This window comes from Rhizobium sp. BK316 (genome assembly GCF_014193695.1).
In the GTDB taxonomy this organism is placed as follows: domain Bacteria; phylum Pseudomonadota; class Alphaproteobacteria; order Rhizobiales; family Rhizobiaceae; genus Rhizobium.
In genome coordinates, this window is the sequence record NZ_JACHZR010000004.1 from 203,884 (window position 1) to 219,343 (window position 15,460).

The 15,460-nt window shown below is 61.3% G+C and carries 17 protein-coding genes; 8 read left to right on the top strand and 9 right to left on the bottom strand.

The window, feature by feature from the left end:
• Positions 1 to 197: 197 nt before the first annotated feature.
• The 7 genes from FHT87_RS19820 (at position 198) to maiA (ending at position 6,136) form a co-directional block, all read left to right on the top strand.
• Positions 198 to 1,163, top strand: coding sequence for an aliphatic sulfonate ABC transporter substrate-binding protein (locus FHT87_RS19820; RefSeq protein WP_183804466.1), 966 nt, complete (start codon positions 198 to 200; stop codon positions 1,161 to 1,163).
• Between the two features lie 199 nt (positions 1,164 to 1,362).
• Positions 1,363 to 2,538: an FMNH2-dependent alkanesulfonate monooxygenase gene (gene ssuD, locus FHT87_RS19825; RefSeq protein WP_183804469.1), complete on the top strand. Its 1,176-nt coding sequence runs from the start codon at positions 1,363 to 1,365 to the stop codon at positions 2,536 to 2,538.
• Positions 2,539 to 2,578: 40 nt separating this feature from the next.
• Positions 2,579 to 3,445: an aliphatic sulfonate ABC transporter permease SsuC gene (ssuC, locus tag FHT87_RS19830; protein WP_183734798.1), complete on the top strand. Its 867-nt coding sequence runs from the start codon at positions 2,579 to 2,581 to the stop codon at positions 3,443 to 3,445.
• Positions 3,446 to 3,511: 66 nt separating this feature from the next.
• Complete coding sequence (locus tag FHT87_RS19835; protein ID WP_183804472.1) at positions 3,512 to 4,330, top strand: ATP-binding cassette domain-containing protein; 819 nt, start codon at positions 3,512 to 3,514, stop codon at positions 4,328 to 4,330.
• Positions 4,331 to 4,426: 96 nt separating this feature from the next.
• A complete protein-coding gene (locus FHT87_RS19840) occupies positions 4,427 to 5,011 on the top strand; it encodes a TetR/AcrR family transcriptional regulator (RefSeq protein WP_183734800.1) in 585 nt (194 codons plus the stop codon).
• Between the two features lie 34 nt (positions 5,012 to 5,045).
• A complete protein-coding gene (locus FHT87_RS19845) occupies positions 5,046 to 5,330 on the top strand; it encodes a hypothetical protein (protein WP_183804475.1) in 285 nt (94 codons plus the stop codon).
• Between the two features lie 155 nt (positions 5,331 to 5,485).
• Entirely contained in the window at positions 5,486 to 6,136 is a 651-nt protein-coding gene (maiA, locus tag FHT87_RS19850) for a maleylacetoacetate isomerase (RefSeq protein ID WP_183804478.1), read from the top strand.
• A gap of 15 nt (positions 6,137 to 6,151) precedes the next feature.
• On the opposite strand, the gene FHT87_RS19855 is transcribed toward maiA, so the two are convergent.
• The 6 genes from FHT87_RS19855 to FHT87_RS19880 all read right to left on the bottom strand — a co-directional run bounded on the left by FHT87_RS19855 (position 6,152) and on the right by FHT87_RS19880 (position 10,719).
• Positions 6,152 to 6,835, bottom strand: a complete 684-nt coding sequence (locus FHT87_RS19855) for a glutathione S-transferase family protein (protein WP_183804481.1) — start codon at positions 6,833 to 6,835, stop codon at positions 6,152 to 6,154.
• Positions 6,836 to 6,905: 70 nt separating this feature from the next.
• On the bottom strand, positions 6,906 to 7,727 hold the full coding sequence (locus FHT87_RS19860; RefSeq protein WP_183734804.1) for a class I SAM-dependent methyltransferase: 822 nt from the start codon (positions 7,725 to 7,727) through the stop codon (positions 6,906 to 6,908).
• Positions 7,728 to 7,770: 43 nt separating this feature from the next.
• On the bottom strand, positions 7,771 to 8,037 hold the full coding sequence (locus FHT87_RS19865) for an usg protein (RefSeq protein WP_183734805.1): 267 nt from the start codon (positions 8,035 to 8,037) through the stop codon (positions 7,771 to 7,773).
• 161 nt (positions 8,038 to 8,198) lie between these two features.
• Positions 8,199 to 9,029, bottom strand: coding sequence for an ABC transporter permease (locus FHT87_RS19870; protein WP_183804484.1), 831 nt, complete (start codon positions 9,027 to 9,029; stop codon positions 8,199 to 8,201).
• Positions 9,026 to 9,832: an ABC transporter permease gene (locus tag FHT87_RS19875; RefSeq protein ID WP_183734807.1), complete on the bottom strand. Its 807-nt coding sequence runs from the start codon at positions 9,830 to 9,832 to the stop codon at positions 9,026 to 9,028. The genes FHT87_RS19870 and FHT87_RS19875 overlap by 4 nt, the downstream gene beginning before the upstream one ends.
• Before the next feature lie 113 nt (positions 9,833 to 9,945).
• Entirely contained in the window at positions 9,946 to 10,719 is a 774-nt protein-coding gene (locus FHT87_RS19880; RefSeq protein WP_183734808.1) for a transporter substrate-binding domain-containing protein, read from the bottom strand.
• A gap of 338 nt (positions 10,720 to 11,057) precedes the next feature.
• Between FHT87_RS19880 and FHT87_RS19885 the strand changes: the two genes are divergently transcribed.
• A complete protein-coding gene (locus tag FHT87_RS19885; protein ID WP_183734809.1) occupies positions 11,058 to 13,229 on the top strand; it encodes an OmpA family protein in 2,172 nt (723 codons plus the stop codon).
• A gap of 89 nt (positions 13,230 to 13,318) precedes the next feature.
• Here the strand turns inward: FHT87_RS19885 and FHT87_RS19890 are convergent, their stop codons facing one another.
• From FHT87_RS19890 to mobB, 3 genes are all read right to left on the bottom strand, one after another.
• Positions 13,319 to 14,575: a type II toxin-antitoxin system HipA family toxin gene (locus FHT87_RS19890; protein WP_183734810.1), complete on the bottom strand. Its 1,257-nt coding sequence runs from the start codon at positions 14,573 to 14,575 to the stop codon at positions 13,319 to 13,321.
• Entirely contained in the window at positions 14,572 to 14,856 is a 285-nt protein-coding gene (locus FHT87_RS19895) for a helix-turn-helix transcriptional regulator (RefSeq protein ID WP_246699647.1), read from the bottom strand. The genes FHT87_RS19890 and FHT87_RS19895 overlap by 4 nt, the downstream gene beginning before the upstream one ends.
• A gap of 74 nt (positions 14,857 to 14,930) precedes the next feature.
• Complete coding sequence (mobB, locus tag FHT87_RS19900; RefSeq protein WP_183734812.1) at positions 14,931 to 15,458, bottom strand: molybdopterin-guanine dinucleotide biosynthesis protein B; 528 nt, start codon at positions 15,456 to 15,458, stop codon at positions 14,931 to 14,933.
• Positions 15,459 to 15,460: the final 2 nt, after the last annotated feature.

Here is a 15,460-nt window from a genome sequence, read left to right on the forward strand (position 1 = left end):
CCACCGACCAAGGAGAAGCGACCTGTCTTGGAACAAAATTTCTCCGAGCCTGACAAAACGGGTCGGGAAAGTTTCGGATATCGCGAATATGACAATTTTAGTTGTCGATCTAATTTATAGACTAAATCATCATCACTCCATCGAAACAGGCGGGCCAGCGCAGCAGGAGCGCGAATTCGCCAGAAAAGGGGATAGAGATGATCACACGTCGACAAACGTTGGGGCTTTTTGCGGCGGCAGGCGCCACCGCCATTCTGCCGTCTGTTCGGCCGGCGCATGCCGCGGCAACGGAGTTCCGCATCGGCTGGCAGAAGAATGGCGTGCTGGCGCTCGCCAAGCGTCGCGGCGCCTTGGAAAAGCGGCTTGCCGATCAGGGGATTACGGTGAGCTGGTCGGAATTCACGTCAGGCCCACCGCTGCTCGAAGCGCTCGGCGCCGGTGCGCTCGATTTCGGGGCGACGGGCGACGTGCCCCCGCTCTTTGCACAGGCGGCGGGTGGAGCGCTCTATTATGTCGGCATCTACCGGGGCAGTCCGGCGGGCTCCGCCATTCTCGTGCGCAAGGATTCGCCGATCAAGACGCTGGAGGATCTGAGGGGCAAGAAAGTCGCCTTCAAGCGAGGCTCCAGCGCCCATAACGTAACGGTCAAGGTCTTGCGTAAGGCGGGGCTGAAACCCGAGGATGTGCAGCAGGTCGATCTTGCACCGCCGGATGCCGCGGCTGCCTTCAAGAACGGCAGCATCGATGCCTGGTCGATCTGGGATCCCTATCTCGCCATCGCCGAGGCGGATCCGGATACACGCATCCTGACGACGGCGGAAGGCATCGTCGATTCCTACAGCTTCTTCCTCGCCAACAAGGATTTCACCGACCAGAACGGCACCGTCATCGTCAACGTGCTCGATGAGCTCGCCAAAGTCGGCCGCTCGGCGCAGGACAATCTCGATGCGACGGTCAAGGAGCTCTCGGAGATCACAGGCGTGCCTGCCGAGATCACCAGGGTGGTGCTGCAGCGCCGCGGCGCCGATCTCGGCAGCGTGACGACCGTGACCGAAGCGGCGGCGGCCTATCAGCAGGCGCTTGCCGACGAGTTCTACAATCTCGGTATCGTGCCGAAGAAGCTCACGACCGGCGATATCGTCTGGCGCCCGAAGGCGAGCTGACTCTCCTACAGCTTGGGGCGGGGGTCCCTGCCGGCCGCGGTATGGGAGCGTACCCATGCCGCGGAACGGGGCAAAATTATTCCCCAGACCAAGTCAGAATAGAAAATTGATATTGTCGATATAATTTGTTGTCTATGTCACGATATCGGCTGACATCAAATGCTGCTGATTTCAGATATCCATAACAAGGAACGCGCTCATGACCGCTTCATCCGACCCGATCAATTTCCTCTGGTTCATCCCGACATCCGGTGACGGCACCTATCTCGGCTCCACCGACCTCAACCGCGCCCCTGAAATCGGCTATCTGACGCAGATCGCCCAGGCAGTCGACCGTCTCGGCTATTCCGGCGTCCTGCTGCCGACCGGTGTCGCCTGCGAGGAATCCTTCGTGATGGCATCGGCGCTGGCCGCCAAGACCGAGAGGCTGCAGTTCCTCGTGGCGATCCGTCCGGGCACGGCGTCGCCCGCCTATTATGCGCGCCTCGCCACCACGCTCGACCGCATCTCCAACGGCCGTCTGCTGCTCAACATCGTCGTCGGCGGCAGCCCGGCCGAGCTTGCCGGCGACGGCATCCATCTGCAGCATGACGAGCGTTACGCCCATGCCGACGAGTTCTTCCACGTCTTCGAAGAGCTGCTGGAAAAGGGTGTCGCGAGCTACGATGGCAAGTATATCAAGGCGACCGAAGCCCGGCTCGGCTTCCCCTCGGTGCAGTCGCCGCGCCCGCCGCTCTATTTCGGCGGCTCCTCGGATGCCGGCATCGATTTCGCCGTCGGCCGCGTCGACAAGTACCTGACCTGGGGCGAGCCGCCGGCACAGGTTGCCGAGAAGGTGCAGAAGGTGCGCGCCGCAGCAGCCGGCAAAGGTCGCGACGTCTCCTTCGGCATTCGCCTGCATTTCATCGTGCGCGAGACGGACGAGGAGGCTTGGGAAGCCGCTGATCGCCTAATCCGTCACCTCGATGACGAGACGATCGCCGAAGCGCAGGAACGTTTCGTCAAGGAGTCCGACTCCGTCGGCCAAAAGCGCATGGCGGCCCTTCATGGCGGCCGCCGCGACAAGCTTGAAGTCTCTCCGAACCTCTGGGCCGGCATCGGCCTGGTGCGCGCCGGTGCCGGCACTGCACTGGTCGGCTCGCCGAAAACGGTGGCCGCACGCCTGAGGGAATATCAGGAAGTCGGCATCGATACGGTCATCGGCTCCGGTTATCCGCACCTCGAGGAAGCCTATCGCGTCGCCGAACTGCTCTTCCCGGAACTCGGCATCGAGAGGAGCGAACAACGGCTCAGCTTCAACAACGAGTTCGGCCGCAAGAAGGTCTTCGCCGGCGGCAGCCATGGGGGCAACCTGAAGGTCGTTTCCGGCTCCTGATCGAGCCGGATTTTTGAACCGAAGCGCGAGGATATCATCCATGTCGACTTTCGATACGCCGTTTGCGCGGGCTGGCGCTGAAGCCGGCAAGGGCAGGGCAGGTGGGGCCAGATCAGGTGGGACGAGGGCGGGCTTTCGCCTGCCGCTGCCCGGCCGCGACAGGCTGCTGCCTTATCTGGTGCCGGTTGCAATCTTGGCACTCTGGCAGCTCGGCTGTTCCGTCGGCTGGATTTCCTCGCGCATCATGCCGTCGCCGGCCGATGTCGCGAGCGCCTTCTGGACCACGACGATCTCGGGGCAATTGCCTGAAGATGTGCTTGTCAGTGCCGGGCGCGCTTTCGCCGGCCTTGTCGTCGGCGGCTCCATAGGCTTCCTGCTCGGCATCGCCAATGGCGTGTCGAAGCTTTCGGAACAGTTGACGGATACGACGCTGCAGATGCTGCGCACCATTCCGCATCTGGCGATGATCCCGCTCGTCATCCTCTGGTTCGGGATCGGCGAGGAATCGAAGCTGTTTCTCACTTCGCTCGGCGTGCTCTTCCCCGTCTATCTCAACACCTATCATGGCGTGCGCAATGTCGACCGCGACCTGATCGAGATGGGCAAGGTCTATGGCATGAGCGGCTGGACCTTGTTCCGCAAGGTGATCTTCCCCGGCGCGCTGCCCTCGATCTTCGTCGGGTTGCGTTATGCGCTCGGCATCATGTGGCTGACGCTGATCGTTTCGGAATCGATCGCCGCTTCCTCGGGCATCGGCCATATGGCCAACAATGCCCGCGAATTCATGATGACCGATGTCGTGGTGCTGGCGCTCGTCATCTATGCCGTGCTCGGCAAGCTCGCCGATGTCGTCGCCCGCGCGCTGGAGCGTCGGACGCTCAAGTGGAACCCGGCTTACGCGAAATAGAGCAATTCCCGCAAAAGTGTGCAGCGGTTCTGCGTTCGGAATTGCGCGAAAATAGAGAGACAAATCATGACCGTCATTGCGCATGAGCGTTTCCATCCTTCCGAAGCGGTGGAATTCAGTGAGCCCGCTGTTGTTGCGGGCGCAGGTGCCGCCGCAATTACCCTTTCCGGCCTCGAAAAGAGCTTTGGTGCCAACCGGGTGCTGCGCGGCATCAACCTGCATATTCCGGCCGGCGAGTTCGTTGCCGTCATCGGTAAGAGCGGCTGCGGCAAGAGCACGCTGCTGCGCATCCTGATGGGCCTCGACGAGCCGACATCAGGCGAACTGCATTTCGAAGGCGCCGACGGCGCCGAGATACAGCCGAATGCCCGCATCGTCTTCCAGGAGCCGCGGCTGCTGCCTTGGCTCAGCGTCGCCGACAACGTCGTCGTCGGTCTCGGCGAAGGTGTCGAGAAGAAGCGGGCGCGCGAGGAAGCGAAAGCCGTTCTCTATGAAGTGCAGCTTGCCGAAAAGGCCGGCGAATGGCCGGCGCGTCTTTCCGGCGGCCAGCGCCAGCGCGTGGCGCTTGCCCGCGCGCTCGTCAGCAAGCCCGGCATTCTGGCGCTTGACGAGCCGCTCGGTGCGCTGGATGCTCTGACGCGCATCAGCATGCAGCAATTGCTGAACCGCGTCTGGCGCGAACTCGGCTGCACCACTGTTCTTGTCACCCATGATGTCAGCGAGGCCGTGCATCTCGCCGACCGGGTGATCGTGCTGGAGGAGGGACGCATCGCGCTCGATCTCGCCATTCCCTATCCGCACCCACGCCGCCACGGCAATCCGGCGCTGGCGGAACTGGAAGGCAGGTTGCTGTCGGCCATCCTCGGCAGCGATGGTGGGCATTGAGCCGCCGTCTGTTCCTCCTCAACAAATCACTTGATTTCCGTAGGTCGATTGTCCTAGAAATGTTTTAGGACAATTGCCCTAGAAATGAGACTGTTGATGACCGCCGAGGGTACACGCAGGCAGATCGTGCAGGCTGCTGATCAGCTCTTTTACGAGCGCGGATTCGAGGCGACGTCATTTGCCCATATTGCCGGGGCCGTCGGCCTGTCGCGAGGTAATTTCTACTATCATTTCAAAACCAAGGACGAGATTCTTGATGCGGTGATCGCGCTCAGGATGGCGAATACGCGGGCCATGCTTGACGCGTGGGAAGCCGAAGACGATGCGCCTGTCGACCGTATCCGCAGCTTCTTCAATATCCTCATCGTGAACCGCACCAAGATCATGGCCTATGGCTGCCCCGTGGGCACGCTTTGCAATGAGCTTGCGAAGCTCGATCACGTGGCCAAGGCCGATGCCGCCGAGCTTTTTACACTGTTTCGCGATTGGCTGAGGCGCCAGTTTGCAGCGCTCGGCAGGGGCGCAGATGCCGATGCGCTTTCCATGCATGTGCTGATGCGGAGCCAGGGTGTCGCTTCGCTTGCCACAGCCTTCCGCGATGAGGGTTTTATCCGCCGTGAGGTGGAAGACATGAGCGCCTGGCTGGACGCGGAAATTGCCGGTGGCACACGCGCCGCCTGATCTTTTCATCACCAAGTGAACTGAGGGATATCGAATGTTTATCGTCACACTGAAATTTGCCGACAAGAGCAAGGCACCGCAGCACATGGAAGGGCACAATGCCTGGATCAAGCGCGGTTTCGATGATGGCGTCTTCCAGCTGGTCGGCAGTCTTCAGCCCAATGCCGGCGGCGCCATTCTCGTTCACGGTATTGCGCGTGAGGATCTGGAAATACGGGTGAAGGAGGATCCGTTCGTTGCTGAAGGTGTCGTCAGCGCCGACATCCTGGAGATTTCGCCGGGCCGCGTCGATGAGCGGCTGTCCTTTCTGAAGGCTTAGCGCGCAGGAGATTTCGTCGCGCACTGGAAAGCCTGCAAGGTGACATTGCGTCGCTGCAATGGCGCGAAGCGAGACGCGATGGCAGATCATCTGCTAGACAGGGCAGGTTCGCGTCATCGCGAGACTTGGCATTCAATGGAAAGCGGATCACTCCCATGAGCATTCAACTCTACGGCTTCTGGCGCTCCAACGCGGCGTTTCGCGTCCGCGTCGCGCTTGCCTTGAAAAAATTGCCTTTCGAGGAAATCGAGATCGACATTCTCTCCGGGCATCAGTTCGATGCTGCCTATGCGGAAGTAAATGCCGAGCGTGTCGTGCCAACGCTGGTTCAAGACGATCACCGGGTCTTCCAATCGCTGGCGATCATGGAATATCTGGACGACATCCATCCCGAGCCAAGGCTGATGCCCGTTGAAGCAAGAGAGAAAGCCTATGCCCGGTCGCTGGCGCTGGTTGCCGTCGCCGATGCCCATCCGCTGATCGTGCCGCGTGTGCGCAAACATCTCGGCCAGGCCTTCGGCGCCGATGCATCCGCGATAGAGGCATGGTGCCGGCATTGGACGACGGAGGGACTTGCGACCTACGAGCGCCTGCTCACCCGGCGCCCGCCCACACCCTTTGCGCTGGGCGAGACCCCCGGCATTGCCGATATCTGCATCGCCGGCCAGATCGTCCTGGCCGAGTTCAACAAGATTGACCTCTCGGCCTTTCCGGCCGTGGCCGCGCTTGGGAAGCGCTGCTTCGACATGCGCGAGTTTGCGCAGGCGCATCCGTCCAGGCAGCCCGGCTACTCGACTGCTCACTAGCAAGGCGGGCGCCCGCTATTCCTGGGGCCGAAACTCATCCGGCAGATCTTCCTTATAGGGATAGAATTTGAAATAGGGCAGCGCCTCTTTCAGTACGCGGGCGAAGGAGGGGCGTTCCAGCAGACGGCGGTAATAGGCTTCCAGCTCCGGTCGTTTCTCTGTGAGGGGCACGAGCGTGCGCGCATAGAAGAGGGCGGGAGCGGCGGCGCAATCGGCCATGGTGAAGGCGTCGCCGGTGATCCAGGCTTTGCCGTCGATCTGCTTTTCCACCATGTCATAGGCAAGCGACAGCATTCCGCGCGCTTCGTTGACACCATGCGGATCGGCGGAGCCTTCCGGGCGCAGCCGGTCTATGACGATCTTCTGCATCGGCACCTGCACATAGAGATCGAAGAAACGATCCCAGAGGCGCACCTGCAGGCCGGCATTGGTTTCCTCCGGCACGAGGGACACAGGGCCGGGATAATGCCGGTCCAGATATTCGATGATGACGCTGGTTTCGGGAACCGTGCTGTCGCGCGTCTCGTCGCGCAGGATCGGGATCTTGCCGACGGGCCAGAAGCGCAGGAGATCGGCGCTTGACTGTTCGTCGGCGAGATCGACGAAGCGGTTTTCGAAGGGCGTCGCGTTTTCGTAAAGCGCGATCAGCACCTTGTGGCAGAAGGAGGCAAGCGGATGCTGGTAGAGAACGAGCGCCATGCGTTGACCTTTCCTGAAGAGATCAGGTCAGGAAATTAGCAAGGCGCCCGCAAAATGCCAGATGGCGCGTTCAGCCCGTATAGCGCGCCGTCACCAGATGGCCGGGGCTCGGCTGTCCCTCCTGCATGCGCACGTTGATCTCCATGATCTCGAGGAGCTCGAAGCCTGTGGCGGCCAATCGCTCGCGGATATAGGTCTCGGTGTGGATGAAGCGCTGGTGCGGGCCAACCATATAGGGGCGGCCGTCCGCCAGCCTTTCGGGCAGGGTTTCCGAGGAGAAGATGAAGATGCCGCCGCTGTTCATATTCTCGGCAGCGCCGAAGAAGAGCGGTTCGAGCGCGCCGAGATAGGGCAGCACGTCGGTGGCGGTGATGAGGTCGAAGGGGTCCTCGTCATTGTCGTCGAGGAAATCCTCGACCTCGGCGACGAAGAGCGTCTCATAGACTTCCTTTTCGTCGGCGATGATGACCATGTTTTCGGAGATATCGATGCCGATCATCTCCTCGCAGAGATCGTTCAGCGCAGTGCCGGTGAGGCCCGTGCCGCAGCCGAGATCGAGCATGCGCTTGAAAGGGCCGAGTTTCAAATCCTGCAGGCGCTGGCGCACGAGCATCGGCACGTGATAGCCGAGCTGTTCCACCAGCACGTCCTCGAAGACTTCGGCATGCTGGTCGAAGAGGGTTTCGACATAGGCGTCGGGTGCGCGAACCGGTGTTTCGCCGCGGCCCATGGAGGCGATACGGACGGCCGCGCCGCCGTGATCGTCGGGATCGATTGCCAGGACTTCCTGATAGGCGTCCACGGCAGCATCGATATCACCCGCCTTTTCAAGCGCAAGAGCGCGGTTATAGGCTTCCGCGAGAGCCTCTTCGTCGATCTTCTTTTTGTTCATGCGGGCGTTTTAGAGCCCGCAGCTTACCATCGCAACTGCAATTTCAATGCAATATGAATTCGCCCTTAAGGGAGCGCCACTCCGTTGCCGAAATGAGCCTGCGGTGGATATAGCGCACCGAATGCAGCGGCCCGTCCAGCTTCTCCTGCCAGAACTTCAGGAAACCGCGCATCTCCGGAAAGTCCGGGGCGAGGTCATAGTCCTGCCAGATATAGGTCTGGAGAAAGGCCGGGTGATCCGGCATGCGATAAAGGATCTGGGCCGTCGTCAGCCCATAGCCCTCAAGCTGTTTTTCCATGTCCTTGTGCATTTTGTCTCGCTTCTTCTTGTTCCCACTCAGCGCCTATTAGCGCCACATGAAATGAAATCATGCGGTGGTTAACCGAAGCTTGACAGATACAGGGCGAAAGAGCTATTTGTTTTTGATTTCAAAGACTTGGCAGCAATGTCAGGCGAGTGCTGCCAAATCTCTCAGCGCTTCAGGTGGCGCGTCAGGCGACGCTCGATCCAGTTCCAGAGGTGGCGCAGTGCCTCCACGATGGCGAGATAGAAGATCGCCGCCCACAGATAGGTCTGGTAATCGAACGTGCGTGAGAAGGCGTAGCGCGTCTCGCCCATCAGGTCGAGCACGGTGATGATGGCGACGACCGCCGAACCCTTGATCAGCAGGATGATCTCGTTGCCATAGGGGCGCAGTGCCACAATGAGGGCCTGCGGCAGGATGATCTTGCGGAAGGCGATGGCCTTGTGGATGCCGAGGGCGGCGGCCGCCTCTCGCTGGCCATGCGGCACGCTCTCGATTGCGCCACGCAGGATTTCCGCCTGATAGGCTGCGGTATTGATGGTCATGGCGAAGACGCCGCAAAACCAGGCATCGCGGAAGAACCACCAGACACCGATCGTTTCCAGCTGCGGCCGGAACGCGCCGAGGCCGTAATAGACGAGGAAGAGCTGGGCGAGCAGCGGCGTGCCGCGGAAGAAATAGATGTAGCAATAGGCCAGCCAGTTCAGTACCCGGTTGTTCGACAGGCGGGCCATGGCGAGCGGCAGCGACAGAACGGCGCCGAAGAAGACGGAGAGGGCGACGATGCTCAGCGTCACCCAAAGGCCGTGCAGATAACGCGGCCCGTAGCGGGTGAACTTCTCCGGATCCCAGCCATTGATGACGGTGAAGATCAGCAGCGCCGCGAGCAGCGCCCAGAACGCGACAAGGATATAGCCGCCGAGACGGGTGGCCGTCATCGGCTTTGCCACCGCGCGAGGTGCCGGCTGCGGCGGAATCAATGTTTCAGCGTAGCTCATCGGCGGACCTCCGAGCGCTTGGCCCAGCGGTCGATATAGACGAGCAGGAAGGAGGAGAGGATGGCGAGTACCAGATAGAGACAGCAGGCAATGCCATAGAAGAAGAAGGGTTCCTTGGTCACGCGCACGGCGACACTCGTCTGGCGGAGAATATCGGCAAGGCTGATGATCGAGACGTAGGACGTGTCCTTCAGCAGCACCATCCAGAGGTTCGTGAGGCCCGGTAGGGCAATGCGCACGAGCTGGGGCAGAACGATGAGGCGCAGCGTGCGGCCGCGATGCAGGCCGAGCGCATCTCCTGCCTCGTATTGACCCTTGGGAATGGCGCGGAAGGCCGACAGCAGCACTTCCGAGCAATAGGCGGAAAAGACGACCGACAGCGCGATCACGCCGGCGAAGAAGGCGTTGATTTCGACCGGCGGCCCCTCATAGCCGGCGAGATCCAGCAGATACTGGATGAGGATCTGCATGCCGTAATAGATGATGAAGAGCGTCAGAAGTTCGGGCAGACCGCGGAAGATCGTCGTGTAGACGCCGGCCGCAAGCCGAAGCGACTTTTCTTCCGATTGCTGGCCGAGCGCCACGAGGAAGCCGATGATCAGGCCGATCGGCAGGGTGACGACAGCCACGGAAACGGTGACCTGCAGGCCGAGCGCGATCTCATCGCCCCAGCCGGTATCGCCACAGGCAAGGATCGTCGATGGCGCCAGCCAGGTGAAGATGCCGACGGGTCCGCACAGCGGATCGAAAATATGCACAAGCAAGCTCCAGAAGGAGCCGAGCGCGGAAAACAATCCGCCCATGCCAGAAGTCCCCTCACGGCTTTTGCCGTTTTGATCTTGCCACCTTTGTCAAACAAAAATGGCGGAAGAGCAAGCCTTCCGCCATTTCCTTCATCGGGCAGATAGCGAATTTATCATTCGCCGTAAACGTCGAAATCGAAGTACTTTTCCTGGATCTTCTTGTACTCGCCGCTGGCGCGGATTGCAGCGATCGCAGTGTTGAGCTTTTCCTTCAGCGGATCGCCCTTGCGGATGGCGATACCAGCGCCTTCGCCGTTGATTTCCTTGTCGACCGGCAGGGTCGTCAGGATCTTGCAGCAGGTGCCGGCGTCGGACTTGACCCATTCGGAGAGAACGACGACATCGTCGATGACGGCATCGACACGGCCGGCGGCAACGTCGAGCTTGTATTCGTCAGCCGTCGGGTAGAGCTTCAGCTCGGTGTCGGCGAGGTGCTTCTCGGCATAGTTGGCGTGCGTCGTGGAGGTCTGCGCGCCGATCACCTTGCCCTTGAGGCCGGCGACGTCAGTGATCGTCGAATCCTTCGGCACGGCGATTGCCGGCGGGGTGTTGTAATACTTGTTGGAGAAGTCGACGAGCTTGAGGCGCTCGGGGGTGATCGACATGGACGAGACGATCATATCGAACTTCTTGGCGTTGAGAGCCGGGATGATGCCGTCCCAATCGGTCGAGACGAAGGAGCATTCGGCCTTCATTTCGGCGCAGAGTGCCTTGGCGATATCGATGTCGAAGCCCTGAATGGTGCCACTGGCGTCGACGAATTCGAATGGCGGGTAGGTCGAGTCCGTGCCGATCACGTATTTTTCACCGTCGGCGAGAGCCGCGCCGGCGAAGAGAGACATTGCTGCGAGCGATGCTGCAGCAAGGAGCTTGGTGGAAATGCGCATGAGGATCCTCTCTGTTGGTGGCGCCGGGTCTTTTTGTTGTTCGCCGGCGGCCGCACACTCCGACGGTGCCACCACCGTCTTGCGGCGATAATCAAACCTTTTTTCACAAAATTGCAACAGGAATCCCGCCGCAATTGTGCGGTGCAACCGATGGCCGGGCTGAGAGCCGATATGAATGCCACCCGACTGTGATGTTCAGGGAAGGTTAATCGCGCTCTTCCTAGCCTTCGGAACAAATCGGCATTTTAGCAAGTTGGGCTTTGCCCGGTGCACAAAAAGCCGTGATTGCCGGGCAGTCAGCCCCGGTCGAAATCAAAACAAGGACGAGGAAATCCCTGATGGGCATGAAATCCAGACTGTTTGCCAGCGCAGCCTTTCCGCTGCTTTCCCTTGCCTTTGCGGTGCCGCCGGTGGGCGCTTACGCCGCAGTGAGCGGTGGGGCGCAAGGCGCAGTTCACCCCGTTGTCGAAGGAAGCTACGAGATGGCGCAGGATGCGCCTTCGGAAGAGGAGCTTCTCAAAAAGAAGAAGAAGCTGGAAGAGGAGCAGCAACGACAGCAGGAACCGGCCGAAAAGCCCAGGCAGAGCGAAGCACCGGCCGAGCGCGCTCCGGAGCCGGAACAGAAGCCGAAGCGTCAGCGCGAACCCGAACCTCAGGCCGCGCCGGAAGCCCAGGCACCGGCCGCTGAAGAACCCGCCCGTCCGCGCCGCCAGCGCGAGGCCCAGCCTGAACAGGCAGCTCCCGAACAGCAGGCGCCAGCCGCCGAGGAACCGCAGCGTCCACGCCGCCAGCGACAGGCACAGCCGGAACAGCCGGCCGAGCAGCCCAAGCGCCAGCGCGACCGCAACAAGCCGAGCAGCGAGCAGGCCGCACCGGATGTCCAGCAGCCAGCCGAACAGGCCCCGGCGGCCGGCGAGGCTCAGCAGCCTGCCGAAAAGCCGCGCCAGCGCCCGAAACCCAAAGCCGCCGAACAGCCGGCAGAGCAGACTACGGAACGGCCTGCAGAGCCGCAGCAGGGTGACAAGAAGCCTGCTGCGGCCGAGCAGGCGGCACCATCAGGCGAGGCACCTGCGCCGATCAAGAAACCCGCAGCGGCTGAACAGCCCGCGCCGGTGGAGAAGCCTGCGACAGCCGAAAAACCCGCAGCAACGGAAACGCCGGCGACCGCCGAAAAACCTGCCGCGGGCGAGCAGCCAGCCAATAGCCAGACCGCCCAGCCCGTACCCGGCCAGCAGCCTGAACAGCCTGCCGCCATCGCGCCGCAGCCCGGCGAACAGCCGGCGGCCGGGGCACCGCAACAGACCGAACAGGCGATCCCCGCACCTGAAAAGGTCACGCCGCAGGAGCTGGAGCGCCGCAAGGAAATCGCCCAGGATCCGGCCAAGAGCACCGAAACCATCGTCCTGCCGGTCGAGAACGGTGCCGCCGTTCTCGATAGCGACAAGGATGCCGATCGCAGCCAGGGCCGCCAGGGTCGTCGCGATCGCGACCGCCAGCGCGCCGACAGCCAGGATTTCAAGCTGCCGACCTCGGATGCCGAGGCCCAGTCGCTCAGCGCTACGCGACAGAGTGCGCCGGTGCAGATGGAAGCCATCACCCGGGAACAAGGCCGCCGCATGGACCGCCGCCCGCAGTTCGACCGGCCGGAGGGTGCAAACTACGGCGAGCGCACGGATGACAGCCGCATCATCATCCAGTTCGGCGACCGCACCGTCGTTCGCAGCGACGACGACCGCCGCTTCCTGCGTGACGGCGAACGGCCGAGCTATGAGGAGCTTTCCGGCGACCGCTACCGCGAAACGATCATGCGGCCCGAAGGCTATCGCATCGTGACGATCCGCAACCGCTATGGCGACATCATCCAGCGCTCGCGTGTCGATGCCCGCGGCCGGGAGGACGTGCTCTATTATTCACCGGAACTCTATGAGGATCCGGATCGCGACTACTTCGAGGATCCGGGCGCCGACCTGCCGCCGATGCGCCTGCGCGTGCCGCTGGACGACTATATCATCGACACCAGCACCGATCCGGACCGAGACTATTACGAGTTCCTGAGCGAGCCGCCGGTCGAACCCGTCGAGCGCGTCTATTCGCTGAACGAGGTGAAATATTCCGCCCGTATCCGCGACAAGGTACGCCGCATCGACCTCGACACGGTAACCTTCGCAACGGGCAGCGCGGAAATCCCGATGAGCCAGGCCCGCACGCTGCGCAAGGTTGCCGATGCGATCAACGAAGTGCTCGACAAGAACAAGAGCGAGACCTTCCTGATCGAAGGCCATACCGATGCGGTGGGTTCGGACCAGAGCAACCTGATCCTGTCCGACCAGCGCGCGGAGTCGGTCGCCAATGTGCTGACGGATGTCTACGGCATTCCGCCGGAGAACCTTGCGACGCAGGGCTATGGCGAGCGGTATCTGAAGGTGAATACCTTGGGACCGAATCAGGAAAACCGGCGTGTGACTATCAGGCGTGTGACACCGCTGGTGCGGCCGGTGGCGCAGAGGTAGTTTTTTGCCGGTATGATTGAGGAGGGCGGGGTCGCGAGGCCTCGCCCTTTATATTCTGTGACGAGCCTTCTGCCGAATTATCCCTTCGGCTAAGCAGGTTTCCTATTGTTCAGGATGCGATCGAGCGCGATTGTCCGGGATCTGGGTAGACCCGCCTGCTCGGCAAATTGTGGCCAATGGCTGATCGACATTCGAACCTGTTCGATCACATTCTTCGCCTCCAGATCGGGAATCGAGGCTTCTCTGGAGACGGTCAGCAGGTGCTGCATAGCCGGCTCTCTTCCTTCTCCCGCAATATCGGCGCTGTGCTCCCCTCCCGGGCCGGAAGAGAAAGTGAGGTCATAAGCCGGGGAGAGGGTCCATCGACCGTTTCCGCCCATGAGGAATGCGTGGTTCTTCGCGTGATCGTCCCGATTGCGGGCATAGACGTTGAAGACCATGCGTCGAAACATCCTGAGAACTTCGGAACTGTCGCGCGTCATCATCAGCGTCAACCTGTGGAGCTGCCCGTAATTCAGGGACGCCTCGCGATGACTGGCATTCAGGACGCCGCTCGCAGTATGCATGTGCAGTCGGCCGGCGGGCGTCCGGTCGAAGCGCTTCGTGGCGAAGAGACGGCTGCCCTTCTTCGTGTCGAATATTCGCGTCTCGGCCATCTCCAGCCCTGCCGAACCGGCCATTAAAGCATACGCCTTCTCTTCGGCGCCAATGTCGGCCGGGTCGCCGGCACCGCGTGCCTTCACCATCCATCGGTCGAAGCCGGACTTCATGTCCTGCCCGTAGTCCAGGATGAAGCTATTCTTGGCCTCGTTGAAGCCGATCATGATTTTTGGACGCGCGCCCGCGGAGCCGCCCTGTGCGCCTTGCAGCGTGTCGATGTCGGCAATATCCATCTCGGCCTGGACGAGCTCGATCTGCTCGACAAACCAATCCAGATCGATGTTATCGGTGAGTTTCCTGTTATCGTCAGGCAGTTCGGGAATATAGGCCAGTGCACCCATTCCCGTCTTCCCGATTGCCGAGAGGCGATCCAGCGGGGTGAGGAGGCGATAGTCGATGCCAGCCCTCTGAAGCCGGCGATCGAGCAGCAGCTTGCCCCATCCGTCCGGCAGGCTGTCGTTGAACAAACCGTGGAGGCCATCGAACGGATCGCGCGGCGCGGCGTTCAGGCCCGGATTTGTCTTCAGATTGAAGGGGGATACCGGCAAAGGTGCTGCGAGAAAGTCGGCCGCGTATTCAAAATAGGCTCTGCGCTCGCTGCCGCTCCATGCAAGGGTTCCCAGATTTCTGGAGCTTCCCTCGATATCGAGGATAACGCTCATTTTCTGCACCGGCTGGAACTTCATTTCCGGCGCACCCTCTGCCGCGCAGGGCGGTCAATGACGTCTTCGATCGTTTTCGGCGGGCGCGGCGGAAACAACTGCTCGAACTCCGCTTCCGCTTCCAGGACAAAGGCAATTTTCGCCAGCGCCTCCAGCGAGATCTTTCCCGTCTCCTCGAACAGTCTCAGGGATCCGTAGGACACACCCGCCCTTGCGGCAAGTTCCCTCTGGGTGATGCCGGCGTCGATACGTCGACGCTTCGCTCTTTGCGACAGGTCTCTGATGACATCGGCAGGAGATGTCATGCTAAATGCCATCATAATAGCACTTATCTCCATAATGGCAGGTAATTGCTATTATAATCGCATTCAGTTAGATTTCAATCAGCCTGCGCCGGAGCATCAAGCCCAACCGTCCGCACGATGAAATCCGCCAACCCCACGGTATCATCGAGATCGAACACCGCGAGCCCGGCGGCATCCTCCACCGCATGATCCGCCGCAATCGCCACGATATGCGGATCCTCCGGCGCCAGCGGATCGCGCCTGGCCGCCTCCAGACGCCGTGCCTCGATCTTCGGGATCGGCTCGCGCTTGTAGCCCTCGATCAGCACGAGATCGCAAGGCGCCAGCCGCGCCAATATTTCCTCGAAGCTCGGTTCCGGCTCCCCGCGCAGCTCGTGCATAATGGCGTAGCGGGTGCCGGAGACGATCGTCACCTCGTGGGCGCCGGCCTGGCGGTGGCGGTAGCTGTCTGCGCCGACCTTGTCGATATCGAAATCGTGGTGGGCGTGCTTGACGGTGGAAATGCGGTAACCACGCCGCGTGAATTCCTCGACGAGGCGGACCGCAAGTCCGGTCTTGCCGGAATTCTTCCAGCCGGCGATGCCGAAGATTTTCTGTGTCATCC

What these genes read in the sequence shown, in the direction of transcription:
- FHT87_RS19890 (WP_183734810.1), bottom strand. Translation starts at nt 14,575, where the DNA reads ATGAAGTTCCAGCCGGTGCAGAAAATGAGCGTTATCCTCGATATCGAG.
- FHT87_RS19880 (WP_183734808.1), bottom strand. Translation starts at nt 10,719, where the DNA reads ATGCGCATTTCCACCAAGCTCCTTGCTGCAGCATCGCTCGCAGCAATG.
- FHT87_RS19885 (WP_183734809.1), top strand. Translation starts at nt 11,058, where the DNA reads ATGGGCATGAAATCCAGACTGTTTGCCAGCGCAGCCTTTCCGCTGCTT.
- FHT87_RS19895 (WP_246699647.1), bottom strand. Translation starts at nt 14,856, where the DNA reads ATGACATCTCCTGCCGATGTCATCAGAGACCTGTCGCAAAGAGCGAAG.
- FHT87_RS19855 (WP_183804481.1), bottom strand. Translation starts at nt 6,835, where the DNA reads ATGGCGCTCGTTCTCTACCAGCATCCGCTTGCCTCCTTCTGCCACAAG.
- FHT87_RS19860 (WP_183734804.1), bottom strand. Translation starts at nt 7,727, where the DNA reads ATGAACAAAAAGAAGATCGACGAAGAGGCTCTCGCGGAAGCCTATAAC.
- maiA (WP_183804478.1), top strand. Translation starts at nt 5,486, where the DNA reads ATGAGCATTCAACTCTACGGCTTCTGGCGCTCCAACGCGGCGTTTCGC.
- mobB (WP_183734812.1), bottom strand. Translation starts at nt 15,458, where the DNA reads ATGACACAGAAAATCTTCGGCATCGCCGGCTGGAAGAATTCCGGCAAG.
- ssuD (WP_183804469.1), top strand. Translation starts at nt 1,363, where the DNA reads ATGACCGCTTCATCCGACCCGATCAATTTCCTCTGGTTCATCCCGACA.
- FHT87_RS19820 (WP_183804466.1), top strand. Translation starts at nt 198, where the DNA reads ATGATCACACGTCGACAAACGTTGGGGCTTTTTGCGGCGGCAGGCGCC.
- FHT87_RS19835 (WP_183804472.1), top strand. Translation starts at nt 3,512, where the DNA reads ATGACCGTCATTGCGCATGAGCGTTTCCATCCTTCCGAAGCGGTGGAA.
- FHT87_RS19865 (WP_183734805.1), bottom strand. Translation starts at nt 8,037, where the DNA reads ATGCACAAGGACATGGAAAAACAGCTTGAGGGCTATGGGCTGACGACG.
- FHT87_RS19870 (WP_183804484.1), bottom strand. Translation starts at nt 9,029, where the DNA reads ATGAGCTACGCTGAAACATTGATTCCGCCGCAGCCGGCACCTCGCGCG.
- FHT87_RS19840 (WP_183734800.1), top strand. Translation starts at nt 4,427, where the DNA reads ATGACCGCCGAGGGTACACGCAGGCAGATCGTGCAGGCTGCTGATCAG.
- FHT87_RS19875 (WP_183734807.1), bottom strand. Translation starts at nt 9,832, where the DNA reads ATGGGCGGATTGTTTTCCGCGCTCGGCTCCTTCTGGAGCTTGCTTGTG.
- ssuC (WP_183734798.1), top strand. Translation starts at nt 2,579, where the DNA reads ATGTCGACTTTCGATACGCCGTTTGCGCGGGCTGGCGCTGAAGCCGGC.
- FHT87_RS19845 (WP_183804475.1), top strand. Translation starts at nt 5,046, where the DNA reads ATGTTTATCGTCACACTGAAATTTGCCGACAAGAGCAAGGCACCGCAG.